This is a genomic window from Gymnodinialimonas ulvae, assembly GCF_037543845.1.
Classification (GTDB): domain Bacteria; phylum Pseudomonadota; class Alphaproteobacteria; order Rhodobacterales; family Rhodobacteraceae; genus Gymnodinialimonas; species Gymnodinialimonas ulvae.
In genome coordinates, this window is sequence record NZ_JBBIFX010000002.1 from 94,327 (window position 1) to 119,915 (window position 25,589).

Annotated in this window: 20 protein-coding genes and 1 tRNA gene; 11 read left to right on the forward strand and 10 right to left on the reverse strand. The window is 61.5% G+C overall.

The features are described from left to right. Positions 1-129 precede the first annotated feature (129 nt). A complete protein-coding gene (locus V8J83_RS10250; RefSeq protein ID WP_339986192.1) occupies positions 130-354 on the forward strand; it encodes a hypothetical protein in 225 nt (74 codons plus the stop codon). 33 nt (positions 355-387) lie between these two features. On the opposite strand, the gene gltB is transcribed toward V8J83_RS10250, so the two are convergent. The 4 genes from gltB to V8J83_RS10270 all read right to left on the reverse strand — a co-directional run bounded on the left by gltB (position 388) and on the right by V8J83_RS10270 (position 7,743). Then, positions 388-4,926: a glutamate synthase large subunit gene (gltB, locus tag V8J83_RS10255; RefSeq protein WP_339986193.1), complete on the reverse strand. Its 4,539-nt coding sequence runs from the start codon at positions 4,924-4,926 to the stop codon at positions 388-390. Next, positions 4,926-5,381: a GFA family protein gene (locus V8J83_RS10260; protein WP_339986194.1), complete on the reverse strand. Its 456-nt coding sequence runs from the start codon at positions 5,379-5,381 to the stop codon at positions 4,926-4,928. Before V8J83_RS10260 ends, gltB begins: the two co-directional genes overlap by 1 nt. Further along, on the reverse strand, positions 5,378-6,091 hold the full coding sequence (locus V8J83_RS10265) for a hypothetical protein (protein ID WP_339986195.1): 714 nt from the start codon (positions 6,089-6,091) through the stop codon (positions 5,378-5,380). Before V8J83_RS10265 ends, V8J83_RS10260 begins: the two co-directional genes overlap by 4 nt. A 152-nt stretch (positions 6,092-6,243) precedes the next feature. Then, entirely contained in the window at positions 6,244-7,743 is a 1,500-nt protein-coding gene (locus V8J83_RS10270) for an NAD(P)-dependent oxidoreductase (protein ID WP_339986196.1), read from the reverse strand. A 203-nt stretch (positions 7,744-7,946) separates the two neighbouring features. Between V8J83_RS10270 and V8J83_RS10275 the strand changes: the two genes are divergently transcribed. After that, a complete protein-coding gene (locus V8J83_RS10275) occupies positions 7,947-8,750 on the forward strand; it encodes an undecaprenyl-diphosphate phosphatase (RefSeq protein ID WP_339986197.1) in 804 nt (267 codons plus the stop codon). On the opposite strand, the gene V8J83_RS10280 is transcribed toward V8J83_RS10275, so the two are convergent. Continuing rightward, on the reverse strand, positions 8,747-9,730 hold the full coding sequence (locus V8J83_RS10280) for a complex I NDUFA9 subunit family protein (protein ID WP_339986198.1): 984 nt from the start codon (positions 9,728-9,730) through the stop codon (positions 8,747-8,749). The two genes, V8J83_RS10275 and V8J83_RS10280, sit on opposite strands and share 4 nt — an antisense overlap. A 166-nt stretch (positions 9,731-9,896) precedes the next feature. Here V8J83_RS10280 and V8J83_RS10285 point away from each other — a divergent pair, with 166 nt between their 5' ends. The 9 genes from V8J83_RS10285 (at position 9,897) to V8J83_RS10325 (ending at position 19,252) form a co-directional block, all read left to right on the forward strand. Further along, positions 9,897-11,675 carry an autotransporter assembly complex protein TamA gene (locus V8J83_RS10285; protein WP_339986199.1) on the forward strand — a complete coding sequence of 593 codons (1,779 nt, stop codon included), beginning with the start codon at positions 9,897-9,899 and terminating at the stop codon, positions 11,673-11,675. Next, a complete protein-coding gene (locus V8J83_RS10290; protein WP_339986200.1) occupies positions 11,675-15,301 on the forward strand; it encodes a translocation/assembly module TamB domain-containing protein in 3,627 nt (1,208 codons plus the stop codon). Before V8J83_RS10285 ends, V8J83_RS10290 begins: the two co-directional genes overlap by 1 nt. Before the next feature lie 42 nt (positions 15,302-15,343). Beyond that, positions 15,344-15,430: transfer RNA gene (locus tag V8J83_RS10295), tRNA-Leu, on the forward strand. Positions 15,431-15,487: 57 nt separating this feature from the next. Further along, positions 15,488-16,099 carry a ribonuclease D gene (locus tag V8J83_RS10300; protein ID WP_339986202.1) on the forward strand — a complete coding sequence of 204 codons (612 nt, stop codon included), beginning with the start codon at positions 15,488-15,490 and terminating at the stop codon, positions 16,097-16,099. Positions 16,100-16,120: 21 nt separating this feature from the next. Further along, a complete protein-coding gene (gene lptC / locus V8J83_RS10305; RefSeq protein ID WP_339986203.1) occupies positions 16,121-16,717 on the forward strand; it encodes an LPS export ABC transporter periplasmic protein LptC in 597 nt (198 codons plus the stop codon). A gap of 9 nt (positions 16,718-16,726) precedes the next feature. After that, positions 16,727-17,212: an LptA/OstA family protein gene (locus tag V8J83_RS10310; RefSeq protein ID WP_339986204.1), complete on the forward strand. Its 486-nt coding sequence runs from the start codon at positions 16,727-16,729 to the stop codon at positions 17,210-17,212. 1 nt (position 17,213) lies between these two features. After that, entirely contained in the window at positions 17,214-17,963 is a 750-nt protein-coding gene (lptB, locus tag V8J83_RS10315) for an LPS export ABC transporter ATP-binding protein (RefSeq protein WP_339987000.1), read from the forward strand. Positions 17,964-18,160: 197 nt separating this feature from the next. Then, complete coding sequence (hpf, locus tag V8J83_RS10320; RefSeq protein ID WP_339986205.1) at positions 18,161-18,736, forward strand: ribosome hibernation-promoting factor, HPF/YfiA family; 576 nt, start codon at positions 18,161-18,163, stop codon at positions 18,734-18,736. A gap of 51 nt (positions 18,737-18,787) precedes the next feature. After that, a complete protein-coding gene (locus V8J83_RS10325) occupies positions 18,788-19,252 on the forward strand; it encodes a PTS sugar transporter subunit IIA (RefSeq protein WP_339986206.1) in 465 nt (154 codons plus the stop codon). A 40-nt stretch (positions 19,253-19,292) separates the two neighbouring features. Here V8J83_RS10325 and V8J83_RS10330 read toward each other — a convergent pair whose 3' ends face one another. From V8J83_RS10330 to galU, 5 genes are all read right to left on the reverse strand, one after another. Beyond that, positions 19,293-20,729 carry a nodulation protein NodH gene (locus V8J83_RS10330; protein WP_339986207.1) on the reverse strand — a complete coding sequence of 479 codons (1,437 nt, stop codon included), beginning with the start codon at positions 20,727-20,729 and terminating at the stop codon, positions 19,293-19,295. 4 nt (positions 20,730-20,733) lie between these two features. After that, the gene (locus tag V8J83_RS10335; protein WP_339986209.1) at positions 20,734-22,434 is read right to left on the reverse strand and encodes a DUF5927 domain-containing protein; all 1,701 of its coding nucleotides are present in this window, start codon (positions 22,432-22,434) and stop codon (positions 20,734-20,736) included. Continuing rightward, positions 22,431-23,441 (reverse strand): glycosyltransferase family 2 protein, encoded by a 1,011-nt coding sequence (locus V8J83_RS10340; RefSeq protein ID WP_339986210.1) that lies wholly within the window; start codon positions 23,439-23,441, stop codon positions 22,431-22,433. Before V8J83_RS10340 ends, V8J83_RS10335 begins: the two co-directional genes overlap by 4 nt. Continuing rightward, on the reverse strand, positions 23,438-24,334 hold the full coding sequence (locus V8J83_RS10345; protein WP_339986211.1) for a glycosyltransferase: 897 nt from the start codon (positions 24,332-24,334) through the stop codon (positions 23,438-23,440). The genes V8J83_RS10340 and V8J83_RS10345 overlap by 4 nt, the downstream gene beginning before the upstream one ends. Before the next feature lie 358 nt (positions 24,335-24,692). Further along, a complete protein-coding gene (galU, locus tag V8J83_RS10350) occupies positions 24,693-25,586 on the reverse strand; it encodes a UTP--glucose-1-phosphate uridylyltransferase GalU (RefSeq protein WP_339986212.1) in 894 nt (297 codons plus the stop codon). Between the last annotated feature and the right edge of the window lie 3 nt (positions 25,587-25,589).

Below are 25,589 nucleotides of genomic sequence, written 5' to 3' on the forward strand. Positions count from 1 at the left end.
TCTTATTGATAAGAGTAGATTAATTACTAGATCAACAGGGTTTTCTTCACCAAGGCACCGACCTAGAATTGATTGAGCGAGGCAGTTGCACCTGCCTCGCTCATACAATCATTGGCATAGGAGCCCAAAATGACTGCACCTTTCGGTAACTTTCAACTTAACGAAATCAACGTTCAGCGCAAAGGCCTCTCTTATGTAGAGGCTGTGGCCGTTTGGCTCATGCATTGGTCTGGGGAAAAGCAGCACCTGATCGCAGCAAAGTTTGGCACAAACCCAGGACGTATCGCTGACGTCTTGACCGAAAAGAAACACGAAGGCTCACGCATGGACGCACAAGCTCTTCGTGCTAGCTAGCACGAATTGCGGGCGGCAATAGTCGCCCGCAAATCACTCCGCCGGCACCGCCGCGTCCTCGACGCCCAATGGCACCTCCAACTTGTTCAGCATCTCCTTGGGACAGACCTGAAGGAAATTCGCCTTCTCCGTCTCCCAATGCTGCAAGATGTCCCGCGCCTTTGCACTCCCGGTCTCGTCGGCATGACGCTCGATCATACCGCGCAATTGTGCCTCCCAATGCGCCATCGTCACCGGGCAGGTCACCAGCGTTTCAAGGTTCATATTGACCAACGCCTCGCCATCAGGATCGTACAAATACGCCATCCCGCCGGTCATGCCCGCGCCGAAATTGGCACCGATCCCGCCAAGGATCACCGCAACACCGCCGGTCATATATTCACACCCGTTCGATCCGCAGCCCTCGATCACAACCTTCGCGCCCGAATTGCGCACCGCAAACCGTTCCCCGGCCCGACCGGCGGCAAACAGGTAGCCGTCCGTCGCCCCATAAAGCACCGTGTTCCCGATGATCACGTTCTCCGCCGCGACAAGCGGGCTCGCCATCGGCGGACGCACCACAATCGTGCCCCCCGACAGACCCTTGCCAACGTAATCGTTGGCATCCCCGCTGACCTCCAGCTTCAGGCCCGGCGCCGCAAACGCGCCCAGCGATTGCCCGGCAGACCCCTTCAACTTCACCGTCAGGTGATCGGGCTGCAAATCGTTGCGCATCCCGAACCGCTTCACGATATGGCTGCTGGTGCGCGTGCCAATCGTGCGCAACGTGTTCTGCACCGCATAAGACAGCTGCATCTTCTCGCCGTCCTCAAGGAACCGATGCGCATCTTTCACGATCTGCGCATCCAGCGTATCGGGCACCGCGTTCCGCTCTTTATAGCGGTCGTAAACGATCCGATCCGCGCCATCGACGGTGATCAGCATCGGGTTCAGATCCAGATCATCCAGATGCGCCGATCCGCGTGACACCTGGCTCAACAGGTCCGCGCGCCCGATCACATCATCAAGGCTCCGCGCCCCAAGCGAGGCGAGGATCTCCCGCACCTCTTCGGCATAGAACGTGATCAGGTTCACCACCTTGTCGGCATTGCCGGTGAACTTCTCGCGCAGCGCCTCGTCCTGCGTACACACACCCACTGGGCAGGTGTTCGACTGACACTGCCGCACCATGATGCAGCCCATTGCGATCAATGCGGCGGTGCCGATGCCGTATTCCTCGGCGCCCAGCATCGCGGCCATCACAATGTCACGGCCCGTGCGCAAACCGCCATCGGTGCGCAACGTGATCCGGTCGCGCAATTTGTTCATCGCCAGAACCTGATGCGCCTCGGTCAGGCCCATCTCCCACGGCAGACCGGCGTATTTGATCGACGTCGCGGGGCTCGCCCCCGTGCCGCCATTGTGCCCGGAGATCAGGATCACATCCGCCTTGGCCTTGGCCACACCGGCGGCAATCGTGCCGACGCCGGAACTTGCCACCAGCTTCACCGTCACCTTGCAGCGCGGGTTGATCTGCTTGAGATCGTAGATCAGCTGCGCAAGGTCTTCGATCGAATAGATATCGTGGTGCGGCGGCGGGCTGATCAACATCACCCCCGGCGTCGAATGCCGCAGCCGCGCGATCAGGTCGGTGACCTTCATCCCCGGCAACTGCCCGCCCTCGCCGGGCTTGGCGCCTTGCGCGACCTTTATCTCCAATTCTTCGCAATGGTTCAGGTATTCGGCCGTCACGCCAAAACGCCCCGAGGCCACCTGCTTGATCTTCGCGCTCGGGTTGTCGCCGTTGGGCTCGGGCACGAAATGCGCCGGGTCTTCGCCGCCCTCACCGCTATCGGATTTCGCGCCGATCCGGTTCATCGCCACGTTCAGCGTTTTATGCGCCTCGGGCGACAGCGCGCCAAGGCTCATCCCCGGCGTCACGAACCGCTTGCGGATCGAAGTGACGCTTTCGACCTCGTCAATCGACACCGGCGCGCCCATCGGCTTGAAGTCCAGCAAATCGCGGAGGTGGATCGGCGGGTTCTCCCGCATCTTCGCGGAATATTGCTTCCACAGGCCATAGCTCGCCCGATCACAGGCCGCCTGCAACATATGCATCGTCGTCGCCTGCCACGCATGGGTCTCGCCCGAGCGCCGCGCCTTGTAGAATCCGCCGATGGGCAGAACGCCCTCGCCGCGCAGCCAGCCTTTGTCGTGGACCTCTTCGACCTTGCGCTGAAGGCCAGAGACGCCGATGCCGCTGATCCGGCTGAGCATGCCGGGGAAATATTCCGCCACCATTGCGCGCGACAGGCCCACCGCCTCGAAGTTCAGGCCACCGCGATAGGACGAGATCACGCTGATCCCCATCTTCGCCATGATCTTCAGAAGGCCCGCATCAATCGCCGCGCGATACCGCGCCATCGCCTCGGTCAGGTTCGTATCAATCAGGCCGCGCTCGATCCGGTCGGCCAGGCTGTCCTGCGCGAGATACGCGTTCACCGTAGTCGCGCCGCAGCCCACAAGCACGGCAAAGTAATGCGGGTCGATGCATTCCGCCGACCGCACGTTGAGCGAACAGAACGTCCGAAGTCCCTTCGATGTCAGCCCCGAATGCACCGCAGACGTGGCCAGGATCATCGGCATCGCCACGCGACCCTCGCCCTGATGCTGATCGGTCAGCACGATATGCCCCGCGCCCGAGCGCACCGCGTCTTCCGCCTCGGCCCGGATCCGCGACAGCCCTTCGCGCAGCGCTCCCTCCGTCGCACCGGCGTCAAACGTACAATCGATCTCGATGACCGAGCTTTGGAAATAGCTCACCATCTTGTCGAATTGCGCATTGGTCACAAACGGGCTGTCCAGAACCAGGATCTCGGTCTGCGACGAATCCTCGTCCAACACGTTCTTCAGGTTGCCGAACCGCGTCTTCAGGCTCATCACCCGGTATTCGCGCAAACTGTCGATGGGCGGGTTCGTCACCTGGCTGAAGTTCTGCCGGAAGTAATGGCTCAGCGGGCGATATTGGCTCGACAACACCGCGCTCGGCGTGTCGTCCCCCATGCTCGCCAGCGCCTCCTTCGCATCCTCCGCCATCGGCGCCAGGATCTGCTCCAGCTCCTCGATGGAATACCCCGCAGCGATCTGCCGCTTGCGCAGGTCTGTACCGCCGAACAGGGTCGTTTCCGTCGCCCCCTTCATCTCCGCTTCAAGGTCCGTGATCCGGTCAACCCAATCGCCAAACGGGCGCGAGGCCGCCAGCGCATCCTTGATCTCCGTGTCGTGGAACAGAGCCTGTTCCTGCATGTCGACGGCAATCATCTGCCCCGGGCCCAGCGCGCCTTTCTCGACCACGCGCGCCTCGTCGATCGGCACCATCCCGGCCTCCGATCCCGCGATCATCAACCCGTCACCCGTCACCACATACCGCATCGGACGCAGCCCGTTCCGGTCCAGCCCCGCGCAGACCCAACGCCCGTCGGTCATCGCCAGCGCCGCGGGGCCGTCCCACGGCTCCATCACCGAGTTGCAATACGAATACATGTCCTGCCACGCCTGCGGCAGTTCCGTCGCCGTCTGGCTCCAGGCCTCGGGCACCAGCATCGTCTTGGCCATCGGCGCATTGCGCCCGGCGCGCACCAGAACCTCGAACACCGCATCGAGCGCGGCGCTGTCACTCGACCCACCGGCAACGATCGGCTTGATATCCTCGGCCATGTCGCCAAAGAACGAAGACGCCATCCGGATCTCGTGGCTCTTCATCCAGTTCACATTGCCCTTCAGCGTGTTGATCTCGCCGTTATGGGCCAACATGCGGAACGGCTGCGCCAACCACCATTGCGGGAACGTGTTCGTCGAATACCGCTGGTGGTAAATCGCAAACGCGCTCTCGAACCGCTCATCCATCAGGTCGGGATAAAACGCCGCCACATCCTGGGCCAACATCATGCCCTTGTAGATGATCGACCGGCACGACAACGAACACAGATACAACTGCCCGACACCGGCCGCCGCCGCCGCCTTCTCGATGCGCCGCCGGATCACGTACAATTCCCGCTCGAACGTCTCTTCGTCGACACCCTTGGCGTTGGAAATGATGATCTGCTCGATCTCGGGCCGCGTCGCGTTGGCCTTTTCGCCCAGAACCGTCACATCCACCGGCACATGACGCCAGCCGTAGATGTAATACCCCATCCGCAGCACTTCGCTTTCCACGATCGTCCGGCACGTCTCCTGACCACCGAAATCATTGCGCGGCAGGAACACCTGACCCACGGCCATCAACTCGTCCATGCGCGGCTCGTGACCCGTGCGCCGCACCTGATCATAGAAGAAATGCGCCGGGATCTGCACGTGAATACCCGCACCGTCCCCGGTCTTGCCATCGGCATCCACCGCGCCCCGGTGCCAGACCGCCTTCAGCGCATCAATGCCGTTCTCGACCACCTTGCGCGACGGCTTGCCATCCACCGCCACAACAAGCCCCACACCGCAGGACGCATGCTCATGCTCCTCCCGGAACAAGGCGTTTTCTTCCATCCACGCGCGCTTTTCGGCCTCGGCCTTCGCCCAGCTTGTGTCGAATTGGGTCATCACAGGTCTCCCTCGATATGGGGGTGCTTCGCTTCATATTCCGCGCGGGTGGCCCGCCGGTGATCGCCCGCCAAAGCCGCATAGGCCGGGGCGCAGTCGATGTAGATTTCCGAGATCACCGGAAAATCCGATGCCTCCGGGAACAGCGCGGGCATCAGCTCGTAGGCCGCGCCCTCGTCGTTATCGCGCAGCCACAGGTTGCTGCCGCAGGTCGGGCAAAATACCCGCGTCGCAAACGCGGTGGAGGCATATCGGGCCACCTTACCCGTCACCGTCACCGCCTCGGCATTCGCCTGAAACGCGCCCCACACAACGCCGTTGGAGCGTTGGCAAATCCCGCAATGACACACGCCGATGGCCGCGATGTGATCGCCGTCCACGGTAATCCTGACGGCCCCGCACAGGCACGCGCCCTCAAGCCGCCCTTTGGTGCGGAACGGATCGGCGATGCTCATTGCGCAACCCTCCACACCGGCGCGGCCGGCGCCGCGCTCATGATCGACCCGCAATCGTATTCCGGCTCTGTCGTCAGGAATCCGGGATCGCCGGGTTCGTGGAACTCCACCGGGCTGTAATTGCCTTCGAAGGTCTCGCCGCCGGGTGTCGTGACCGTTTCCAGCCCGCCAAAGAACAACCCCCGCTCGCGCCAGACGAATTGCGTGCCCTCGGTGCGGCGCGGACCCGCGGTCGTTTCCCATTGATACGCGAATTCCGTCACCAGAAGCGGACGCCCGTCAATCGTGACCTGATCGCCGGTCAGCCGGTCGAACCCGGTGTAATCGCGCCGAAACGTGCCCTCGGCGCGCTCTTCGCGGATCGAGAACACCATCGTGTCGTTGCCCGTCTCCAGAAGCTCGCTAAGGCTTGCGGGGTCGTCCTCCGGCTCGACCAGCGTGTCCTGACCGCCCGAGCGCAAGTTGAACGCCCTGAGCCACCGGAACTCCGCATCCGTGTAGTTCAGGTAAAATGGCCCGTCCTGATCCAGTGTCACGCGCCAGTGGCTGCCCTCCGGCTCGCCCTCGCAGCGCCAGTGATGCGACACCAGACACGACCGCGATTGCACCGTCAGGAACGCGGTGCAGCCTTCCGGCACCGGGAACGTCTCGGCGCCCGTCTGCGCGGCGGCAGGCACCGCCGACAGCAGCACGAACACGGCAGCGTTCATCAAGTGTTTACGAATGGGCCACATCAGGTCAGCATTCCTGTCCTTTGAATTTTTCACGACACCGTCGTTCAACCGCAGATGCACTACAAAAGAACGACAGAAAAACTACAGGTAAATTACACCGGTCCCGCGACTGATACCGCCGGACCAAATCATTCGGCGGCCACCGTGGCCGAGCCCGTCGCAACCCGCTCAAGGATCGCGGTCGCGGCCTCGCGTCCGTCGCGGATCGCCCACACAACCAGCGACGCGCCCCGCACGATATCGCCCACCGCGAACACGCCTTCGAGGTCGGTTTCATGGGTCAGCGGTTTGGTTTTCACCGTGCCCCAGCGCGTCACGGCAAGCTCCGGTGTGTCCCACAGCGTCGGAAGGTCCTCCGGCTCAAAGCCCAGCGCCTTGATCACCATGTCCGCATCTTCAATATAATCAGCGCCTTCAATGACTTCTGGGCTTTGGCGGCCCGTCACATCCGGTGCGCCAAGGCGCATTTTCTGCACCATCACGCCGGCCACCTGCTCGGGATGCTCACCTTCGATGGCCACGCCTTCCAAAGCCGCGGGGTCGCGTCCGGCGGGGCCGCCCGACGTGAAGCCTTTCGGCGCGGAAAGCCAAACGAATTCAACGCCTTCCTCTTCCGCGTTTTGTACTTCGCGCTGCGATCCCGGCATGTTCGCCCGGTCGCGCCGATACAGGCATTTCACGCTGGTCGCGCCCTGCCGCGTGGCCGTACGCACGCAATCCATTGCCGTATCGCCGCCACCGATCACCACAATCCGCTTGCCTTCGGCGTTCAATTCGCCGCTATCGAATTCCGGCACCGCATCACCAAAAGACTTGCGATTTGAGGCGGTTAGGTAATCAATCGCGCGGATGATCCCGGTCGATCCGGCGCCCGGTCCGGGCAGGTCGCGCGATTTGTAGACGCCGGTGGCGATGATCACGAAGTCATGTTCGTCGCGGATTTCCTGAAGCGTGATGTCCTGACCCACATCGGTGTTCAGCTCGAATGTAACGCCGCCATCAGCGAGGAGTTTGTTGCGCCGCATCACGACGTCTTTCTCCAGCTTGAACCCCGGGATGCCATAGGTCATCAGCCCGCCCGCGCGGTCGTACCGGTCATAGATCGTGACCTGCAAACCCGCGCGGCGCAGCATGTCGGCGGCGGCAAGCCCGCCGGGCCCCGCGCCAATAATCCCAACGGATTCAGGGCGTTCCACCGACGGCGCGATCGGCATGACCCAGCCCTCGTCCCACGCGGTGTCGGTGATATATTTCTCGACCGAGCCGATGGTGACGGTGCCGTGGCCCGATTGCTCGATCACGCAATTGCCTTCGCACAGGCGGTCCTGCGGGCAGATGCGGCCACAGATTTCAGGGAAGGTGTTTGTGGCCTGGCTCATCTCGTAGGCCTCGCGCAACCGCCCCTCCGCCGTCAGCTTCAGCCAATCGGGGATGTTGTTGTGCAACGGACAATGCGACTGGCAATAGGGCACACCGCACTGGCTGCACCGCCCCGCCTGCTCCGCCGCCTTCTCGCGCGCATACTCGCCATAAATCTCGGCAAAGTCCTCTTTCCGCTGGTCCGCCGCCCGCTTTTCAGGCATCTCCTTGCCAACAGAAACAAATTTCAACATCGGTTGCTCACTCAATCCACCGCTCCCTATCTTGAAACGTCCGTATATCGACCGTTTTTCAGGATAAAAAGACAGATATACTTACCTATTTGCAGGAAGATGCTTCGCTGCCTCACATTTCATCGGAAAAGTCTGCCTAAAAAAGACAGTTATGCTTACCTTATTTTTGAAATTGTCATGATAATCAAGTATTTAGAAATCGTGTCCGGTAGATCAACATGAGCCTCCTTCACCTCCTTATTCTCGCTCTGATCCAAGGGGTCACTGAATTTCTGCCGGTTTCTTCCTCCGGCCACCTGATTCTCTTGCCCGCGCTGACCGGCGCAGAGGATCAGGGACAGGTCATCGACGTCGCCGTTCATGTCGGCACCCTGGGCGCCGTTATCCTGTACTTTTGGGGCGACGTGAAAATGGGTCTCATGGGCCTCCCCCGCCTTCTGACCGGGAAAATTGACACCCAAGGCGCCAAGCTGGCCTTCCTGCTCATCATCGCCACGATCCCCGTCATTCTGTTTGGCCTCGTACTTGAGCTGACCGGCCTCTACGACAGCTTGCGGTCCATCGCCGTGATCGGCTGGACCATGCTGATCTTTGGGCTTGTCCTGTACTGGGCCGACCAAAAAGGACCACAGGACAAACATTCCGAAACCTGGACGACACGCGATGCGGTGATCATGGGACTATGGCAGGCCATCGCCCTGATCCCCGGCACCTCGCGCAGCGGCATCACGATCACCGCCGGGCGTTACCTTGGGTATGACCGCGAAAGTGCGGCGCGGCTTGCCATGTTGATGTCGATCCCGACGATCATCGCATCGGGCGTTTTCGCGGGCGCCGAAGTGATCGCAACCGCCGACGCAAGCGCCGCACGGGACGGCGCCATCGCGGCGGGCTTTTCGTTCCTCGCCGCACTGGTCGCGTTGATCTTGATGTTCAAGCTTCTGAAAAGCGTCAGCTTCACGCCCTACGTGATCTACCGCGTCCTTCTTGGCGTGATCCTTCTGGGGATCGCGTACACCTAGCTTTCGCGAAGGTTCTGCGCGCTTTCCTTGATGTCGGAATACTGCCCCGACGGACGGAATGCATAGAGGTATTCTTCCAGAACAGCATCCATCGCGGTCGGCGCAATCCCCAGATCCGCAAAGCCTTTCGCCCCATCAGACACCACATTGTCGCTGCGCAGCGAACGCACCTGATCGCTTGTCAGGATACCATTGTGGATCAGACCCCCGGTCACCGTCTGCACCGTGTCGAACACGAAGCCCATGATGGAGGCCACGAAGAACGGAATGTTCAAGACCATACGGCGCCGCCGGATCACCTGCAGCATGCGCTGCATCAGGTCGCGAAAGTTTTCGACATCGGGTCCGCCAAGCTCGAACGTGCCCTGCGCCTGACCGGTGATGCCCTGCACTGCAGCCTGCGCAATGTCGTCCACGTAGACCGGTTGGAACCGTGTATCGGCCCCGGCGACCGGCAGGACCGGACCAAGCCGCGCCATCCCGGCGAAGCGGTTGAAGAATTGATCCTCGGGTCCGAAAACGACCGACGGGCGCAAGATCATCGCATTGGGGAACGCGTCCAGCACAGCCGCCTCGCCACGGCCCTTTGACTTGGCGTAGAGGCTGTAGCCGTCCACATCCGCGCCAATCGCCGAGATATGGACCATCGCCGATGCGCCTTCCTCCGCCGCGATCCGCGCGATGCGGGCGGCACCTTCGTCCTGCACCGCATCGAAATTGTTTTTCCCGCGTGCATCAAACGTACCGACGCAATTCACAACGGCATCCGCGCCATGAACAGCAGCCCGCACGGACACATCATCGCGAATATTGGCAAGGATCGGTTCGACCTGCCCGACAACGCCATAGGGTTTGACAAAAAGTGCCTCGTTCGGGCGGCGCACGGCAACCCGCACACGCCAGCCTTCTTTGGCCATGCGGCGGGCGATGTAGCGGCCGATAAAGCCCGAGCCGCCGAAAATCGTGACGAGTTTGGCCATTTCAGGCTCCTTTGGTCGCGTTCATTTGCGGTGATACGGTCCCGCTCTGGTTGCAGCAAGGCGCAAAACGTCTCAACTTTTCGCGCGCTGGCGGGGAACCGGAGCTATACGGCTGGCGTTTACGCCCATGGCAAACTACCAAGTCAGCATGTCTGCACGAAAATCATTGTTACTTGCAACTGTGTTGAGCCTCGGGATGGGCCCGGCCCTTGCCCAAAACGTCCAACTTCTGGCGCCGGATGCCGACGAGGAGCTACAGGAGCGCCTGCGGTCGGCGTCCCTCTTGCTGCAGGAAACCGAGGACGCGCGCACCGCACAGGATATCGTGGCTGCGGCCCGAGCCGACTACGGCCGTCTGGTCGCAGCACTATACGACGCGGGCCATTTCTCCCCGGTGGTGCGGATCGATGTCGACGGGCGCGAAGCCGCGCGCATTCCGCCCTTCGGCGCCCCACAATCAGTGTCCAACGTCACGATCCGTGTCTCGACCGGTCCGGATTTTGTGCTCGGTACCGCCGAGATTGGCCCTCTCGCTTCCTCCACGGAACTGCCTGAGGATTTCCGCACCGGCGGTCCCGCATCGACGCCGTTGTTGCGCGATACGACCACCGCCGCGATTGACGCCTGGCGTATGGCCGGGCGGGCAAATGCCGATGTCGCCGATCAACAGATCACCGCGCGCAATGGCGAGGCCATCCTCGACGTACGCGTGCGGATCGAACCGGGGCAAGTCGTGCGCTTCGGCACGCTTGATCCCGAAGGCCATGAACGGATGCGCCCCGACCGTATCCGCGCCATCGCCGGGCTACCGGAAGGCGAGGTCTTCTCGCCCGAAATCCTCGATCGGGTCGAATCCCGCCTGCAAGACACCGGCGTCTTTTCCGGGATCGCCCTGCAGGAGGGGGACGTCGGCCCAAATGGTACGATGGACATCACCGCCACGCTGGTCGAAAGCCTGCCGCGCCGCTTTGGTGCGGGCGTTGAGTTTTCGACCGATGATGGCCTCGGCGTAAGTGCCTATTGGCTGCACCGCAATCTCTTCGGTGGGGCAGAGCGCCTGCGCGTTGAAGGCGAGATCAGCGGCGTCGGCTCCGAAGGGATCACAGCCGATGAGGTCGGCGGTATCGATGCGTCCGTTGGCCTGCGTTATTCACGGCCCGCAACGTTCACGCCGGATACGACATTCTACGCCGAACTTGGCGCCGAATTCCTCGATGAACCCGCCTTCACCCTGACTACCATCGGCGCCGAAGCGGGGGTCGAGCATCGGTTCACCCGGACGCTGACCGGGTCCGCCGGCGTTGGCCTGACCTATTTCGACATCGACGACCAGTTCGGCGACCGGCAGGTCACACTGCTGTCGCTGCCCGGCATGCTGACCTGGGATCGGCGCGAAGATCCGCTTGATGCGCGCCGTCTGTTCTTCATCGAAGCCTCTGCCACACCCTTCCTGAGCGATAGCGGCAATGCAGGCGCCCGCGGGTTCATCGATGGCCGCGCTTATTTTGGGTTTGGAGAAGATCGCGCCAGCCGCATCGCCCTGCGCGCCCAGGCCGGAAGCGTGGTGGGCGGCGATATCGCCGAGATCCCGCCGAACTTCCTGTTCTTCTCGGGCGGTGCCGGTACGGTTCGGGGTCAGGCGTTTCAATCGCTCGGCGCGACGCAGCTTGGCGAAGACGCCGGGGGCCGTAGCTTTGCAGGTCTGTCCACCGAATTCCGCCAGGATATCGGGGAAACCGACTTCGGACTCGTGGCCTTCGCGGATGCCGGGTTCGTTGGCGCCGACGCCATCGGTACGGATGGCGATTGGCACGCTGGCGGCGGGCTTGGCGTCCGTTACGCGACACCGTTCGGGCCGATCCGCGTAGATGTGGCAACGCCCCTGCGTGGGGAAGGTGTGGGCGAGGACCTGTTCCTGTATATCGGTATCGGGCACAGCTTCTGATGCGCCGCGTCCTTTGTATCGCTCTGCTGATCCTGGTTCCAACATCGCTCTTCGCGCAGGACGATGACCGCTCCCGCCTTGTGCGCTTCCTTGAAGAGCAGCTCTCCGACGGCGCCGCCCGGCAGATCAGCATAGACGGCTTTCGCGGGGTCCTTTCGTCCGAGGCTCAACTTGACCGCCTGACCATTTCCGACGCCGATGGCGTGTGGCTGACGCTTGAGAACGCAACGCTGAATTGGTCGCGGTCCGCCCTTCTGACCGGCGCGCTGGAGGTCGATGCCCTGACCGCGGACCGCCTCGAAATCCTCCGCCCGCCGCTTCCCGACGACAGCGTCGAATTGGCGGATGCCGAGGCTACGCCCTTTGCCTTGCCCGACCTTCCCGTCAGCATCGAATTGGGACAACTCGCCATTGCCGAGGTCGTGTTGGGCGAGGCCATTCTTGGTCAGCCCGCGACGCTTGCGGTCGAAGGGTCCGCGCAACTGATCGGCGGGGCCGGGTCGACCGATATCGCGCTCTCGCGGCTGGATGGTCCGGGCGGGTCATTCACGCTGTCCGCCGCTTATGACAATGCCAATCGCGACCTCGCCCTGGCACTGCAACTCAGCGAGCCCGCCAATGGGTTGGCCGCCGATCTCCTTGGCCTGCCGGGTCGCCCGGACCTCAGTCTTTCGATTGACGGCGCGGGTCCGATCACCGACTTCACAAGCCAGATCACCTTGCAAACAGACGGCGAAGACCGCTTCGCCGGGCAGGTGATTTCCTCCACGGCGGACGATGGCGATCAACTGGTTACTGTGGACCTGGGCGGTGATATCCGGCCCCTCCTGTTGCCCGATTATCAGGACTTTTTCGGCGCAGACACACGGCTTCAGGCTCAGGTGCGCCAGCAGGTCGAAGGCGGCGTGATGCTGGAAGAGCTTGAACTTGCCTCCGCCGCGTTCACCCTCGGCGGCACCCTTGCCCTGACGCCCGGCGGATTGCCCGATGTGGTGGATCTGTCCGGTCGGATCGCCCCGCCTGACGGTGACCGCGTGCGCCTTCCCGTCGGCGGCACGGAGGCCAATCTCGCGTCCGCCGATCTTGTTATCTCCTTTGACCGGGCTGCTGATGACGCGTTTAGCCTGATCGTCGATCTGGCCGGTTTGACCGTGGATGACCTTGCGATCCAATCCGGCGAGCTGCGCTTCGAGGGGGCCGCCGACATCACCGACGCGGGCCTTGATGCGGCCGCCGCGGAATTCTCCGCCGCGCTCTCGGGCGTGCAGCATGACGACCCCGCGCTGGCCGAAACGCTTGGAGACCGCATCTCGCTGACCTCCAATCTGTCGTGGATCAACGGCGCGCCACTGATCCTGTCGGACCTCATCTTCCAATCTGGCGATGTCGCCCTCGCCGGAGCCATTTCCGCCCAAAGCGGCGAAAACAGCGTCAACGTCACCCTCGATCTGGCCGCCGAAATCGCCGAGCTGTCACGCTTTGCCGCGCTTGCAAACCAGCCGCTCGATGGCGCAGCCAATGTGACCCTATCCGGCGGTGTAGAGCCGCTTTCGGGCGCGTTTGACTTGGCAATCGACGGCACCGGCACTGACCTGCGCTTTGTCGATGCGCTCCCGTCCCAGATCTTCGCAGGCAACACGCAACTGTCTGCCAATGTCACACGGTCGACCGGCGGCCTCACGCTCCGCGCGCTGACCCTGCAAAATGCCGAACTGAACCTGACCGGCGAGGCCTCCGTCACATCCGGCGATACGGATGCCTCGCTTGCGTTCGACTTGCGCGAGGTCGGGTATTTCACCGATATCCTATCGGGCCCGGTTGCGATCACCGCCGACGTCGCCCGCACGGGAACCGCACCGTTCGATGTCGATGTCGCGCTCACCGGTCCAAATCAGATCGCCGCCACGACAACTGGCAGTTTTGATGCCGAAAGCGGTGATTTCGCGCTTGATGTTGCGGCCTCCGCCGAGGGCCTGAACGTCGGAAACGGCATCCCGCCGCAGCTTCTTTCGGGTCGCACAGAACTGTCTGCCGTTGCCGCGCGCACCGGCGATGTGCTCAGCCTCACCGACCTGAGCCTGCGCAACCCGGAACTCACGCTCAGTGGCGAGGCCAGCGTCAGCCCGACGATCAGCCGTGTGGATGTCGATGCGCGCCTGGCCAATGTCGGGCTCTTCACCGATGCGCTTTCCGGCCCGGTCAGTGCCGATGCCCTTCTGACCCGGCAGGGGGAGGATCCATGGCAAGTGGCGGCGGATCTCGGCGGGCCCGGCGGCATGAACGCAAACGTTGCGGGCCGGGTCGGCCTTCCGAACGGCACGGTTGATCTGCGCCTCAATGGGCAGGCCCCCCTCGCGCTGGCGAACCAATACATCCAACCCCGCTCGATCCGCGGCACGCTTGGCTTCGATCTCGCCATGCTGGGCACCCCGGGCATTCCCGCGCTCAGCGGCCGCCTCTTCAGCAATGATGCCCGCGTTTCTGCCCCCACACTGGCCCTCGCCGTCGAAAACCTCGACCTGAACGCGCAGATCTCCGGTGGTCAGTTGAACCTGAACGCCAACGGCGCCTTGTCGACCGGCGGGCAATTGACGACGCAGGGCACCATCAATCTGATCAGCCCCGGCATTGACGGGCAGATCAACGTCGCACTCGTCGATGGGCGCATCATCGACCCGACACTTTATGATGCGCGCATTTCCCGTGCTGACCTATCGATCAGCGGCCCGCTCGCGCGCGGCCCCCGCGTGTCCGGGGACATCACCCTGGGCGAATCCGAGATCCGCGTTCCCGAGGCCAGCCTTGCCGGCAGCGCCGCAATCCCCAACATCCGCCACATCGGCGAGACACCCGAGGAACGCGCGACGCGGCGCTTTGCGGGCCTGCTCGGGCGCGGGGCGACAGGTGCTTCGAGCGGTGGCAGCGCCACAACAGCCCTCGACATTTCGATAAACGCACCGGGCCGGATCTTCCTGCGCGGGCGCGGCATCGACGCGGAGTTCGGCGGTGCGATCCGGCTGTTCGGGACGACCGCCAACGTGATCCCCACCGGACAGTTCGAACTGGTCCGCGGCCGCCTTTCCGTGCTTGGAACGCGGCTTGACTTTGTGGAGGGGCAAGCGACCCTGCAAGGCAGTTTCGACCCGTTCTTGCGCCTTGCCGCCGTCAGCCGCGCCTCAGGCTACCAGATCACGATCGGGGTCGAAGGCCCTGCGTCGAACCCCGATATCACCTTCTCCTCCGACCCCTCCCTTCCTCAGGATGAGGTGCTTGCGCAGCTTCTCTTTGGGCGCAGCGTTTCGGGCCTGTCGCCGCTGCAACTTCTGCAACTGGCCGATGCGGCCACGTCACTGGCCGGGGGATCCACCAACTCCGGTTTCATCGCGGGTCTGCGGGATGGTCTGGGCCTCGACGATCTTGACCTGTCCACCGATGACCAAGGCAACGCCGCCGTCACTGCCGGGCGCTACCTGTCGGAAAACATCTACACCGACGTCACAATCAATGCCGAAGGGGATGCGGACCTGTCGCTCAACATCGATCTGACACCCAATTTCACTGCGCGCGGCAGTGTGGGATCGGATGGCAACTCAAGTATCGGCATCTTCTTCGAGCAGGACTATTGACGGCGCAATCCACCGGATATATCAGCCGCCCACACGACACCTGCCCAGGTGGCGGAATTGGTAGACGCGCCAGCTTCAGGTGCTGGTGTCTGTATGGACGTGGAGGTTCGAGTCCTCTCCTGGGCACCAGTCGCACCTTTCCTTCCGCAAATGTGAATCACATGACCCGACGGAGGGGCCGCGCCGATGACCATCCATCTCTATCAAAACGATTTGCCCGATGACCTCTCGCTGGGTCCGGTTGTGGCCATTGATTGCGAAACCATGGGCCTGCATCCGCACCGTGACCGGCTCTGCGTGATCCAGTTGTCCGATGGCGACGGCAACGCGCATCTGATCCAGGTCGCCAAGGGGCAACGCGACGCGCCCAACCTGACCCGCCTGTTGACCGATCCCGAAACACTGAAGCTGTTCCACTTTGGCCGCTTCGATATCGCCGTGATGTACCATGCGTTCGGTGCGCTCACGGCACCGGTCTACTGCACCAAGATCGCCTCGAAACTCGTGCGCACCTACACGGATCGCCACGGCTTGAAGAACCTGCTGCAGGAGCTGATCGAAGTCGACATCTCCAAACAACAGCAAAGCTCGGATTGGGGCGCGGATACGCTGACCGAGGCGCAGAAGGCCTACGCCGCCTCCGACGTGCTGTATCTGCACCGGGTGAAGGACAAGCTCGACGCCATGCTGGCCCGCGAAGGCCGGACCGAGATGGCGCAAGCCTGCTTTGACTTCCTGCCGACCCGTGCGAAACTCGACCTCGCAGGCTGGCCCGAGATCGACATCTTCTCGCATTGATCAGTCGGGAGGGCCTATCACATGGCGCGCGGCGATCTTTATTCGAGACTTGTGGTCTGGGTGAAAGTCACTCTGCCGCTCATTGCGCTGGGTCTCCTGTCGACCCTGTTCCTGCTGTCCAGCCCGCCTGATCCGGATGCCGCCCTGCCCTATGCAGAGGTCGACATCGAACAAATCACCCGCGAACAACGCGTGACCGAACCGCGCTTTGCCGGTGTCGTCGAGGAAGGGCGCGAAATCATCCTGCTTGCCGAAGCCGTGTCAGCCGACACCGGTCAGATCGACCGCATTCGGGCGCAGGCCATCGACGGGCGTGTGGACTTGGCCATGTCCGAGGTCATGACCCTGCAGGCTGCGCAGGGCGATATCGACATGGCGGCGCAATTGGCTTCGCTCAGCAACGGTGTCGCGGTCGAAACAACGCGCGGCTACCGCATGGAAAGCGAGACCGTTGTCATGGCTTTGGACGCGGTGCGCTTCTCCACGCCCACCCCGGTGCACATCACCGGGCCGGGCCTTGATCTGACCGCGGACACGATGGAAATGGAAGAAGTGGACGGCGCGCCAATCCTTCGTTTCACTGGCTCGGTTCGGATGCTATATCAGCCGGAGAATTAAGGGGTTTCCATGCAGCGTCTCTTTATCTTTCTGGCTCTTCTTCTCTGGCTCTCCGGACCGGTCACTGCGCAGGTGAATATCGGCTTCGGCGGCGTGAACTACGACGCCCGCACCCCGATTGAGGTCACGGCAGACAACTTGACCGTCGATCAATCCACCGGAGAGGCCGTGTTTTCCGGGAATGTCATTGTCGTGCAAGGCGATCTGCGCATGGCCGCCGGCGCGGTTCGTGTGGTTTACGCCGGGCAAGGCGGCACCCAGGAAGTGCGCGAGGTCTTGGCAACCGGCGGCGTTCTTGTCACACGCGGCTCTGATGCGGCCGAAGGCGGGCAGGCGCGCTTCGACGTGAACTCGTCGTTGCTGACGCTTTCGGGCAACGTTCTGGTCACCCAGGGCGCGACCGCCATCGCAGGCGATAGCATGGTCGTCAACATGCGCACCGGAAGCGGCTCGGTCGATGGCCGTGTGCGCACGGTTCTGGGTGGTGGCGACTGAGATGCCGCTCGACGTCACACAAGGCTCCGCCGGGCTCCGCGTTGAGAAACTGCGCAAAAGCTACCGCAAGCGCCCGGTGATCCGTGACGTGACACTGGAATTGAACCGGGGTGAGGTCGTCGCCCTGCTCGGGCCAAACGGATCCGGCAAAACGACCAGCTTCTATTGCATCGCCGGATTGATCACGCCCGATGGCGGGCGCGTCACCATCGACGGGCAGGACGTGACCCTGTTTCCGATGTATCGCCGCGCACGCGCCGGGGTCGGCTACTTGCCGCAGGAGATGTCCATCTTTCGCGGCCTCAGTGTGCAAGACAACATCATGGCGATCCTCGAAATTGTCGAACCGAACCGCAAGAAGCGGCGCGACCGTCTGGAAGAATTGCTAAGCGACTTTTCCATCGAACACCTGCGCCGTGCGCCTGCCCTGTCGCTGTCCGGCGGCGAACGTCGGCGTGCGGAGATTGCCCGCTGCCTTGCGTCCAACCCCCGCTATGTGCTGCTGGATGAGCCCTTCGCGGGCGTCGATCCCATCGCCGTGGGCGACATCCGCGCCCTCGTGTCCGAACTCAAGACCCGCGGCATCGGCGTTTTGATCACCGACCACAATGTGCAGGAAACACTGGCCATCGTGGATCGCGCCTATATTCTGCATGACGGGTCGATCATCATGTCGGGCACCGCCGAGGAAGTTGTGCAAGACGAAAACGTCCGTCGCGTCTATCTCGGGCAAAGCTTCCGCATTTCTTAACCCGGTTTTCGTTGACAGACGGGGGCGACTCGTCGCCAAATGGCTGCGATGGTTGCGTTCGCTTCATCCCGATCCCAAAGCTGCATCCCGATGCAAGCACACGATCGCCTTTATCTTGAAAATTCAAGTAAAACAAAGGCTTGCGATTTTGTGCACGCGTGCACAAACTGCCACCAAGCAACATAAACGGAGGTTTCATGCGGTATCAGATCAGTGGAAAGCAAATCGAGATCGGCCAGGCTCTGCAGACCCATGTGCAGGACAATCTCGGCGGCGTGGCGCAAAAATATGCCGAGCGTCCCACCGACGCGAATGTCATCTTCTCCAAATCGGGGTCGGAATTCGTTTGTGAAACCACTGTCCATCTGTCCACCGGTCTCACTGCCTCCGCTAAGGGTCACGCCCACGAAATCTACGCTGCCTTCGAAGCGACCGCCGAAAAGCTCGAAAAACAGTTGCGCCGGTACAAGCGTCGCCTGAAAGATCACCACCGCGACCGCACGCAGCCCATTGATGTCTTTGGGGGTTCCTCTTATATCCTCGCGTCATCTGAAGGGTCGGACGAGACCCCCGAACCCGAAAGCCTGCAGCCGATTATCGTGGCCGAGATGGAGACACGCATTCCATCCCTGTCCGTAGGTGAGGCCGTCATGCAGATGGAGATCGCCGGCGCACCCCTTCTGGTGTTCCGCAACGAAGGACACGACCGGGTGAATGTGGTCTACCGCCGCGAAGACGGTAACGTAGGCTGGATCGACCCCGCCACAGAATGAAACAGACGGTGATCGGGGCGCGCACCCGATAGACACGGGGAACTGTGACACATGGATCTACCGACATTGCTTGCACCGCAGGCCGTGAAAGTCGTCAGTGACGTCAGCAGCAAGAAACGCTTGTTCCAATCCATCTCGGACCTGGCGGAGCAGATTGTCGGCGTGCCGTCCGCACGTATTTTCGAGTCGTTGCAGGAGCGCGAAAGCCTTGGGCCCACCGGTGTCGGAAACGGGATCGCGCTACCGCACACGCGGCTCCCTGATCTGACCCGGGTCAGCGGTGTTTTCATCCGTCTGGAACGGCCCATCGACTTTGATGCCGCCGATCGGATGCCCGTCGATCTGGTGTTCGCCCTTATGGCGCCGCAGGAATCCGGTGTGGATCACCTCAAGGCGCTGGCGCTCGTATCGCGGACCCTGCGCAATACCGAGCTTTGCACCAAACTCCGCGCAAATTCCGATCCTGCCGCGCTTTACGCCCTGATGACGGATCATGAGGCCAGCAAAGCCGCCTGATCCACGATCCGAACTCGCCGCATTTGCCGCATTTCGAACCCTACGACCGGTTCCAGCGTTTGAAACCGAACCCGACGTAGTCGCGCCGATAGGTGTCGATCAGCGCCTGCTCGATCTTGCCATCGTAGACAACCTTCAATCCGAACACGCCCGGCATCAGATCGTCGCCGACCTCCGGCACGTCTTCGATCCCAACCTCATGCGCCAGGGTCGGCAGCACCTGTTTCATCTGGCGCTCATGAACGACGGCTTGCGGCACAACAACCTGTGAAATCCCTTGCAAGATCGCCATCTGACTGGCCCAGGCCTGATCGACACGGATGCTGGTCTGTCCGTTCAGATTGCCTTTCAGGAACCCGACAAATCCGACGAACGCCGCCTTCTGCGCCTCCTCGGTCCAATCCTCTCCCGGCGTCTTGCCCGGGATCGGCACCTTGTAGCGTTGGCGCAGAATCTTTCGCGGGTCCGCATACATGGGCCGGTTGTCGGGCAGGATGAAGCGATTGAAGCTGCAATATGCACGTTCCACCGGGTGGCGCAGCACGCTGAAACTGCGAAATCCGGGCCTGTCCTTCATCCAATGGCGCAGTTGCTTCTGGCTCATTTTGCGGATCAGGGCGTCACGGCCAACACTGTCAATCGCACCCATCCAATCCAGCACCGCAGCCTCCGGTGCACCCTTGATCGGGCAAAACAAGAGCCCCCGCGTCGGATGGGCGACAAAATTCGGAACCTGTGCGGCACGGTCCGGCTCGAGCTCGGGCACCTGCTCCAAGCCGAAGCGATCCAGATCGGCCAACGCTGCGACCATCTCATCGTAGTTCTCGACTTTATCCCCAAGCGGGCTGGGGTTCTGTCGTTTAAGCTTCTTCGACGGCGCGTCGACCCGCTCGTCCAACCCCAAAAATGCCGCCAACCCGTTGAGCACAGCCGTATCATTGATGTCCTCATAGCGGATCTGGAACGCGACCTGACCGGTGTGTTGCATGCCGCGCCGCAGGTGATCCTGAAAGCCGCCAAGCGTATCGACAAGGTCCCGGAACTCCGACGCATCGAAACGCACCTTGGCCGTTTTCGCATGTTTCACATCCGTCAGCCGCCACTGCCCTGTGGCTGAAGCGATCTTGCGACTCACATAGCTTTCGAGCGGGTTTCGCGTCAGGATCACCTTGGCAATCCTCGGATCGGGCAAGACACGCGACACCACACGCGCGTCATGGTCATGGAACAACCGAAACCCGGGCACCACGCCATCGGCGTTTTCAATGATCGCATCCAACAAGCCGAGTGGATCCGCCTCACGCCGGTCCATGTCGTAACCATGCAAGTCGAATGTGTTGTGATGGCCAATGAAGGTCGGGTTATAGACCTCCCCCAGGCATTGGATGGTGTCGAATTTGTTCAACGACTCTTCAAGGTAATTCGATCCGGTCCGCATCTCGGCAAACAAAACGAATGCGTCGTATCGACGGACCAAGATCTTACCTCACAAGATAGGGGCGATTGTTTGCACCAACCGGAAGCGGCGCCACGCCCTCTGGTGGGAAATCTCCCACGGCGAAGGGATTCATCCCCTGGTTTTTCAGGTTCTGCAGGAATTTCGGAAGCCCGGTCAAATCCGCCATACGCGGCGCCTCGGTCAGGCGACTGGCCTGTGACCCTTCCATCCCATCCAGAATACGTTGCAGGTTTTCCATCGGTTCTTCCAGAAACTCCGCCAAGGACCAAATGCGGATCTCGGCCCGGCTACGCACATGACGCAGCGTGTTCACATAATCCACCTCGCGCCGCTGAAGGCGCGCCGCTTCCGTGCGAATATCGCTGAAATTGCGGTTCGCGGTGAACAATCGCACCGCCCACCCGCCGGTGATCACGCTGATTTGGGCGTTGGAATCACTGGCCATGAACGCGCCCGGGCGTTGATTGTCCTGCGGGCCGAACATGAACACCTGCCGTTCGCCGCGTGTATTCCAGATCAGGTTCGTCAAAAACCGTTCCGGATTGTAATCCCGCAGGGCAGGAGCCGCCGAGAGGCATCCGGCAAAAGTGTCGGCATCGCCGGCAAACCGGGCCCGTTTTGGATCGAACAGGTTGCCATGAACCGAAGTCCCCAATCGCCGTGACAGCCATGGCTCAAAATCCAGGAACAGATCATTGAACCCCTGGAACACCGAATAAGGTGCGGCGGTCTTGCCGTTTTCCCATTCGACGTTTGGAAACCGGCTCTGCATGTACAGACCGGCGCGGCCCTGCGTCCGGCGTTCCAGCGCTTTTGCAAACACCCGGTCGATCTTGCCCGGAGTCGGCTCAGCGCGGCGTTCGTCCCCCCCTCCGTCGTCGAGAAACGATTGGTACAATCGATCCGCCCGGTGCCAGATCTTGCGCGCGACAAAGCAATCCGACCGCCGCAACAGGTGCAGGTGATCATCGTAGAAAACATGCGGTTTTCCCTGAAAGTCGAACTTCGACAGGGTCAGTGACCGGCTTTCAATCTTGCGGGAGTAATTGCGCACCAACGTCTGCCAATAGCTTTCATCGGGAATCCAGACGAGCTTGAAATACCGGTCGAATTCCTTGCGCTTGGTATCTTGCAGAATTGCGCTCAGGGTCTGACGCGACAGGCACCACCATTGGCTGCCCAGATGCGGCGCGAGGCCGTCGGGGATCTTGCGCCGGAATCCGATGTTGCGCTGAAACTCCACATAGCGGTCGAAGAGAAACCGGTGCCGCTTCCACGAAAATGGAAACCGAAGCTGAAAGCGTTCGGTGTTGAGCCCGTCGACCGTCCAATCCACGTCACGCAGCGTGACGCTTTCGATGAAATCGGTCATCGGTCGCGCAGCAAGATAGGCGCGCAATTCGTCCACCGGCCGCAGCGGCAGGCACGAACCGGAAGTCAGATACACATGCCGGACACCGGGAAATGTCTCCAGCATCACCTCGCTTGCGGTTTGGCTTGCGGCCACAAGGCTCCAGGTGCCCCATTCGCATTTGTGCCGTTTGGAGAACCGTACATTCTCAAAATCCGACATCTCGGCCTTGAACCAATCGAACCGCGCTTTCGGAACGCGTTTGTCGAGATGAATCACGACCGGGCAATCGCGCTCGGCCCAGTGGCGTGCGACCTGTGCCGCCCGCTCCAACGCGGTGTGGCACATCATCACGAACCCCAGCGTGCTCATGCCCAATTGCCCTTGGACATGAGGCCCAGAATTTCAAGCTGTCGCCAATTGATGTATTTCTCCGACCACTTGGTCCAGAAATCCGGGTTTTCCCGCAGCCCTTCGGCATAGGCTTTGTATTCTGCCGAGGCCGCATAATGCTCCCTTCGCGCAAGCTCCTCCGCGGCCTTTTTGGAAAACGTGTCGAGGAATTTCGCATGCAGCAAAACGCCCGACGTCTTTTCACCCCCCCATTCGTCGTACACAAGGTTCAACCCCCGCGGCAGCAACATGTGGGTCGAGGACGCATAGGCATAATGCTTTTGCCAATGAACCAACGGCGTCTTGTTCAACGCAGGTGCACGCTCGGGATTGTCCTGAAAAAACGCCCGCGCCCTTGGCCCACCCTGGATCCAGAGATTTCCGTAATCCCAATTCCGCTCGATCGCGTAGTTGCCCGCATCGAACCAACACGCGATATCGAACGGATTTTGCCCCTCGCGATAGGTCTGCGCATTGATCGGGCCCTTCGGATACATGTCCAGAAGCATCGCCCCGAAGGATTTGATCGACGACGCCTGCAGCCAATCCGTCAACGCAGGGATCGGGCGCGTGTCGGAAAACGGGTAAACCAGGAATTCATCCGGATCGACGGTCAGACACCAGTGGCCATGGCCATAAAGGCGCAGAAGGCGGTTCATCCAATCCATCCCGAACCGCGCCCGCTTGTAGCTTTGGTCCGTCCACCAGACCGAGCAATCTGGTTGTTCCGTCAGGTACTCGCGACTGCCATCACCGCTGTCGTTATCCACGAACAGAAAATGGCGAACGCCGCGCTCGCGGTAATACTTCAGGAAATACGGCAGCCGGACCTGTTCATTGCGCAGGGTCACGAAACACAGGATATCGCCCTCGCGGATCGTGTCGGTGCGGTCGGCGATCTCGTCCAGGGCCTGCGACTTCCGCCAGGCGCGCACGAGGTAACGCTTGCGTTCCAGACGCAATCCATAGCGGCGAATAACCTTCATGATCGGCCTCGCACATCCTGTGAAATGACACTCTCTGCCACGATCTCAAAATGCTCCTGCCAGGTCTGAACCTTAACGTCCGTCGGATCCGGCACCCTCACCTTATCATCAATGAGTTGCTTAATGGTTTCCTTCCAGTGATAGGCGGTGGGATTGTCTACGTAAACGCCACAATCCCCAAGTGTTTCGTGGAAAACAGCAAGGTCCGAGCAAACCGGAGTCGCGCCGGCCATCGCGGCTTCCAGCGGCGGGAAGCCATAGCCCTCGGTGATCGAGGGAAACAGCAACGCATTGGCCCGGGCGAGGTGCGCACGCATTTCCGTATCCGGCAAGCCGCCATGCAGGTGTATCGCCGTGCCGCGCAGCATATGCCTTTCCAGCCGATCCATCAGCGCCTCGCCCCTCCAGCCGGGCAGTCCGATGATGTGCAATTGCGGCATCTGATCCGCAGGGTATTCGGTGGCGAGCGCCTCCCAGACATCAATCATCAAGCCGTGGTTCTTCCGTGGCTCGATGGTCCCGAGCATCACGAAATGAAGAGGGTCCCGCGCGGCATCAACGCGCGTGAAATGGTCGGCGCCCAATGGCGCAACGGTGATCGGTGGCACGCGATCCGTCCCTGTCCAATGATCGCCAAGCGCGGTTGCGGTGGCCCGGGAATTGGCAATGACATGGCTCGCATGGCGCCGCACACGCCCGATCCGGCCCGCGAAATTCGCCGGTTGTGTCGGTGCGACCAGATCGGGATGCGTGATCGGGATCAGGTCATGGACCATCACAACGCAAGCCGTCCCGCCGCCAAAAACGGAGAGCACGTCGCCCGACAGGTTGGCATGCCCGATGTTGAGATAGGTTGCACCATCAACGCCTTGACGCTGCGCAAGGCGATTCAATCGACCGGGCGCACAGCGATCCATGGCAAACGCCCGCAATCCGGCTTCCGCCCTGTGCCTTGGCCGATTGGACCGAAAGCTTAGCCGTGACAGAAGATCCGCCCGCCCCAGGGAGCGCTTCCCTTCGGCAACATCAAGTAGCCATTGCCCCCCACGCGCATCCATCAACAGATATCCCCGGGTGGTACGGCACAAGTACCGATCACATCCCGAAGCCAGGCATGTTTTGATGTATTGCAACTCCACCCGGTCGATACCGGTTGGCGGGCCCCGTCCAATGCGGGTCAAGGTGCGCGTCACGTCCAGCCAAATCGCCGGAACGTCGGACAACGCACCCCCTGTCATACGCCGCGGCGCGCTATTGCGCCGCGTTTCTCACCGACCCGAGGTCCGTGAGGTAATCCTGGAATTCGTCGCGCAACTCTTCATGCGCCAGCCCGAAGGCGACCGTAGCCTGCAGAAACCCGGCCTTCGAACCGCAATCGAACCGCTGCCCCTTGAACCGGAACCCGTACACGTTGTCGGCGCTGGTGATTTCCTGCGCGATGGCATCGGTCAGCTGCACTTCTCCACCGGCACCGGTCTTGATCCGGTTCAGGTGCCCCATCACGTCCGGCGACAAGATATAACGCCCGATCACCGCCAGGTTCGACGGCGCCTTATCGGCTTCGGGCTTCTCGACCATGCCTTTCACGGACACAACGCTCCCCATGTCTTCCTTGATATCGAGGACACCATAGGAGGAGGTCTTTTCATCCGGCACTTCCATCGCGGCGACCATGTTGCCGCCAAGCTCTGCATGGGCCTCGACCATCTGCTGAAGACACGGCGTTTCGGCCGCAATCACATCATCAGGCAAGATTACCGCGAACGGCTCATTGGACAACAGACGGCGCGCGCACCAGACGGCATGCCCCAGACCCAGCGCTTTGTGCTGACGGATATAGGCGATTTCGCCGCTGTCCATATTGGTCGCTTTAAGCTTTTGCAGAAGGTCTGTCTTGCCCTTCTTGCGCAACGTGTTTTCCAGCTCATGCGCATGGTCGAAATAATCTTCCAATGCGCCTTTGCCGCGGCTCGTCACAAAGATGAATTCCTTGATCCCGGCTGCGCGCGCTTCGTCGATGGCATATTGGATCAGCGGGCGGTCGACCAATGTCATGATCTCTTTCGGGACCGACTTGGTTGCCGGAAGGAATCGCGTTCCAAGACCCGCGACCGGAAAAATAGCTTTGGTTACTTTCTTCTTCATGCC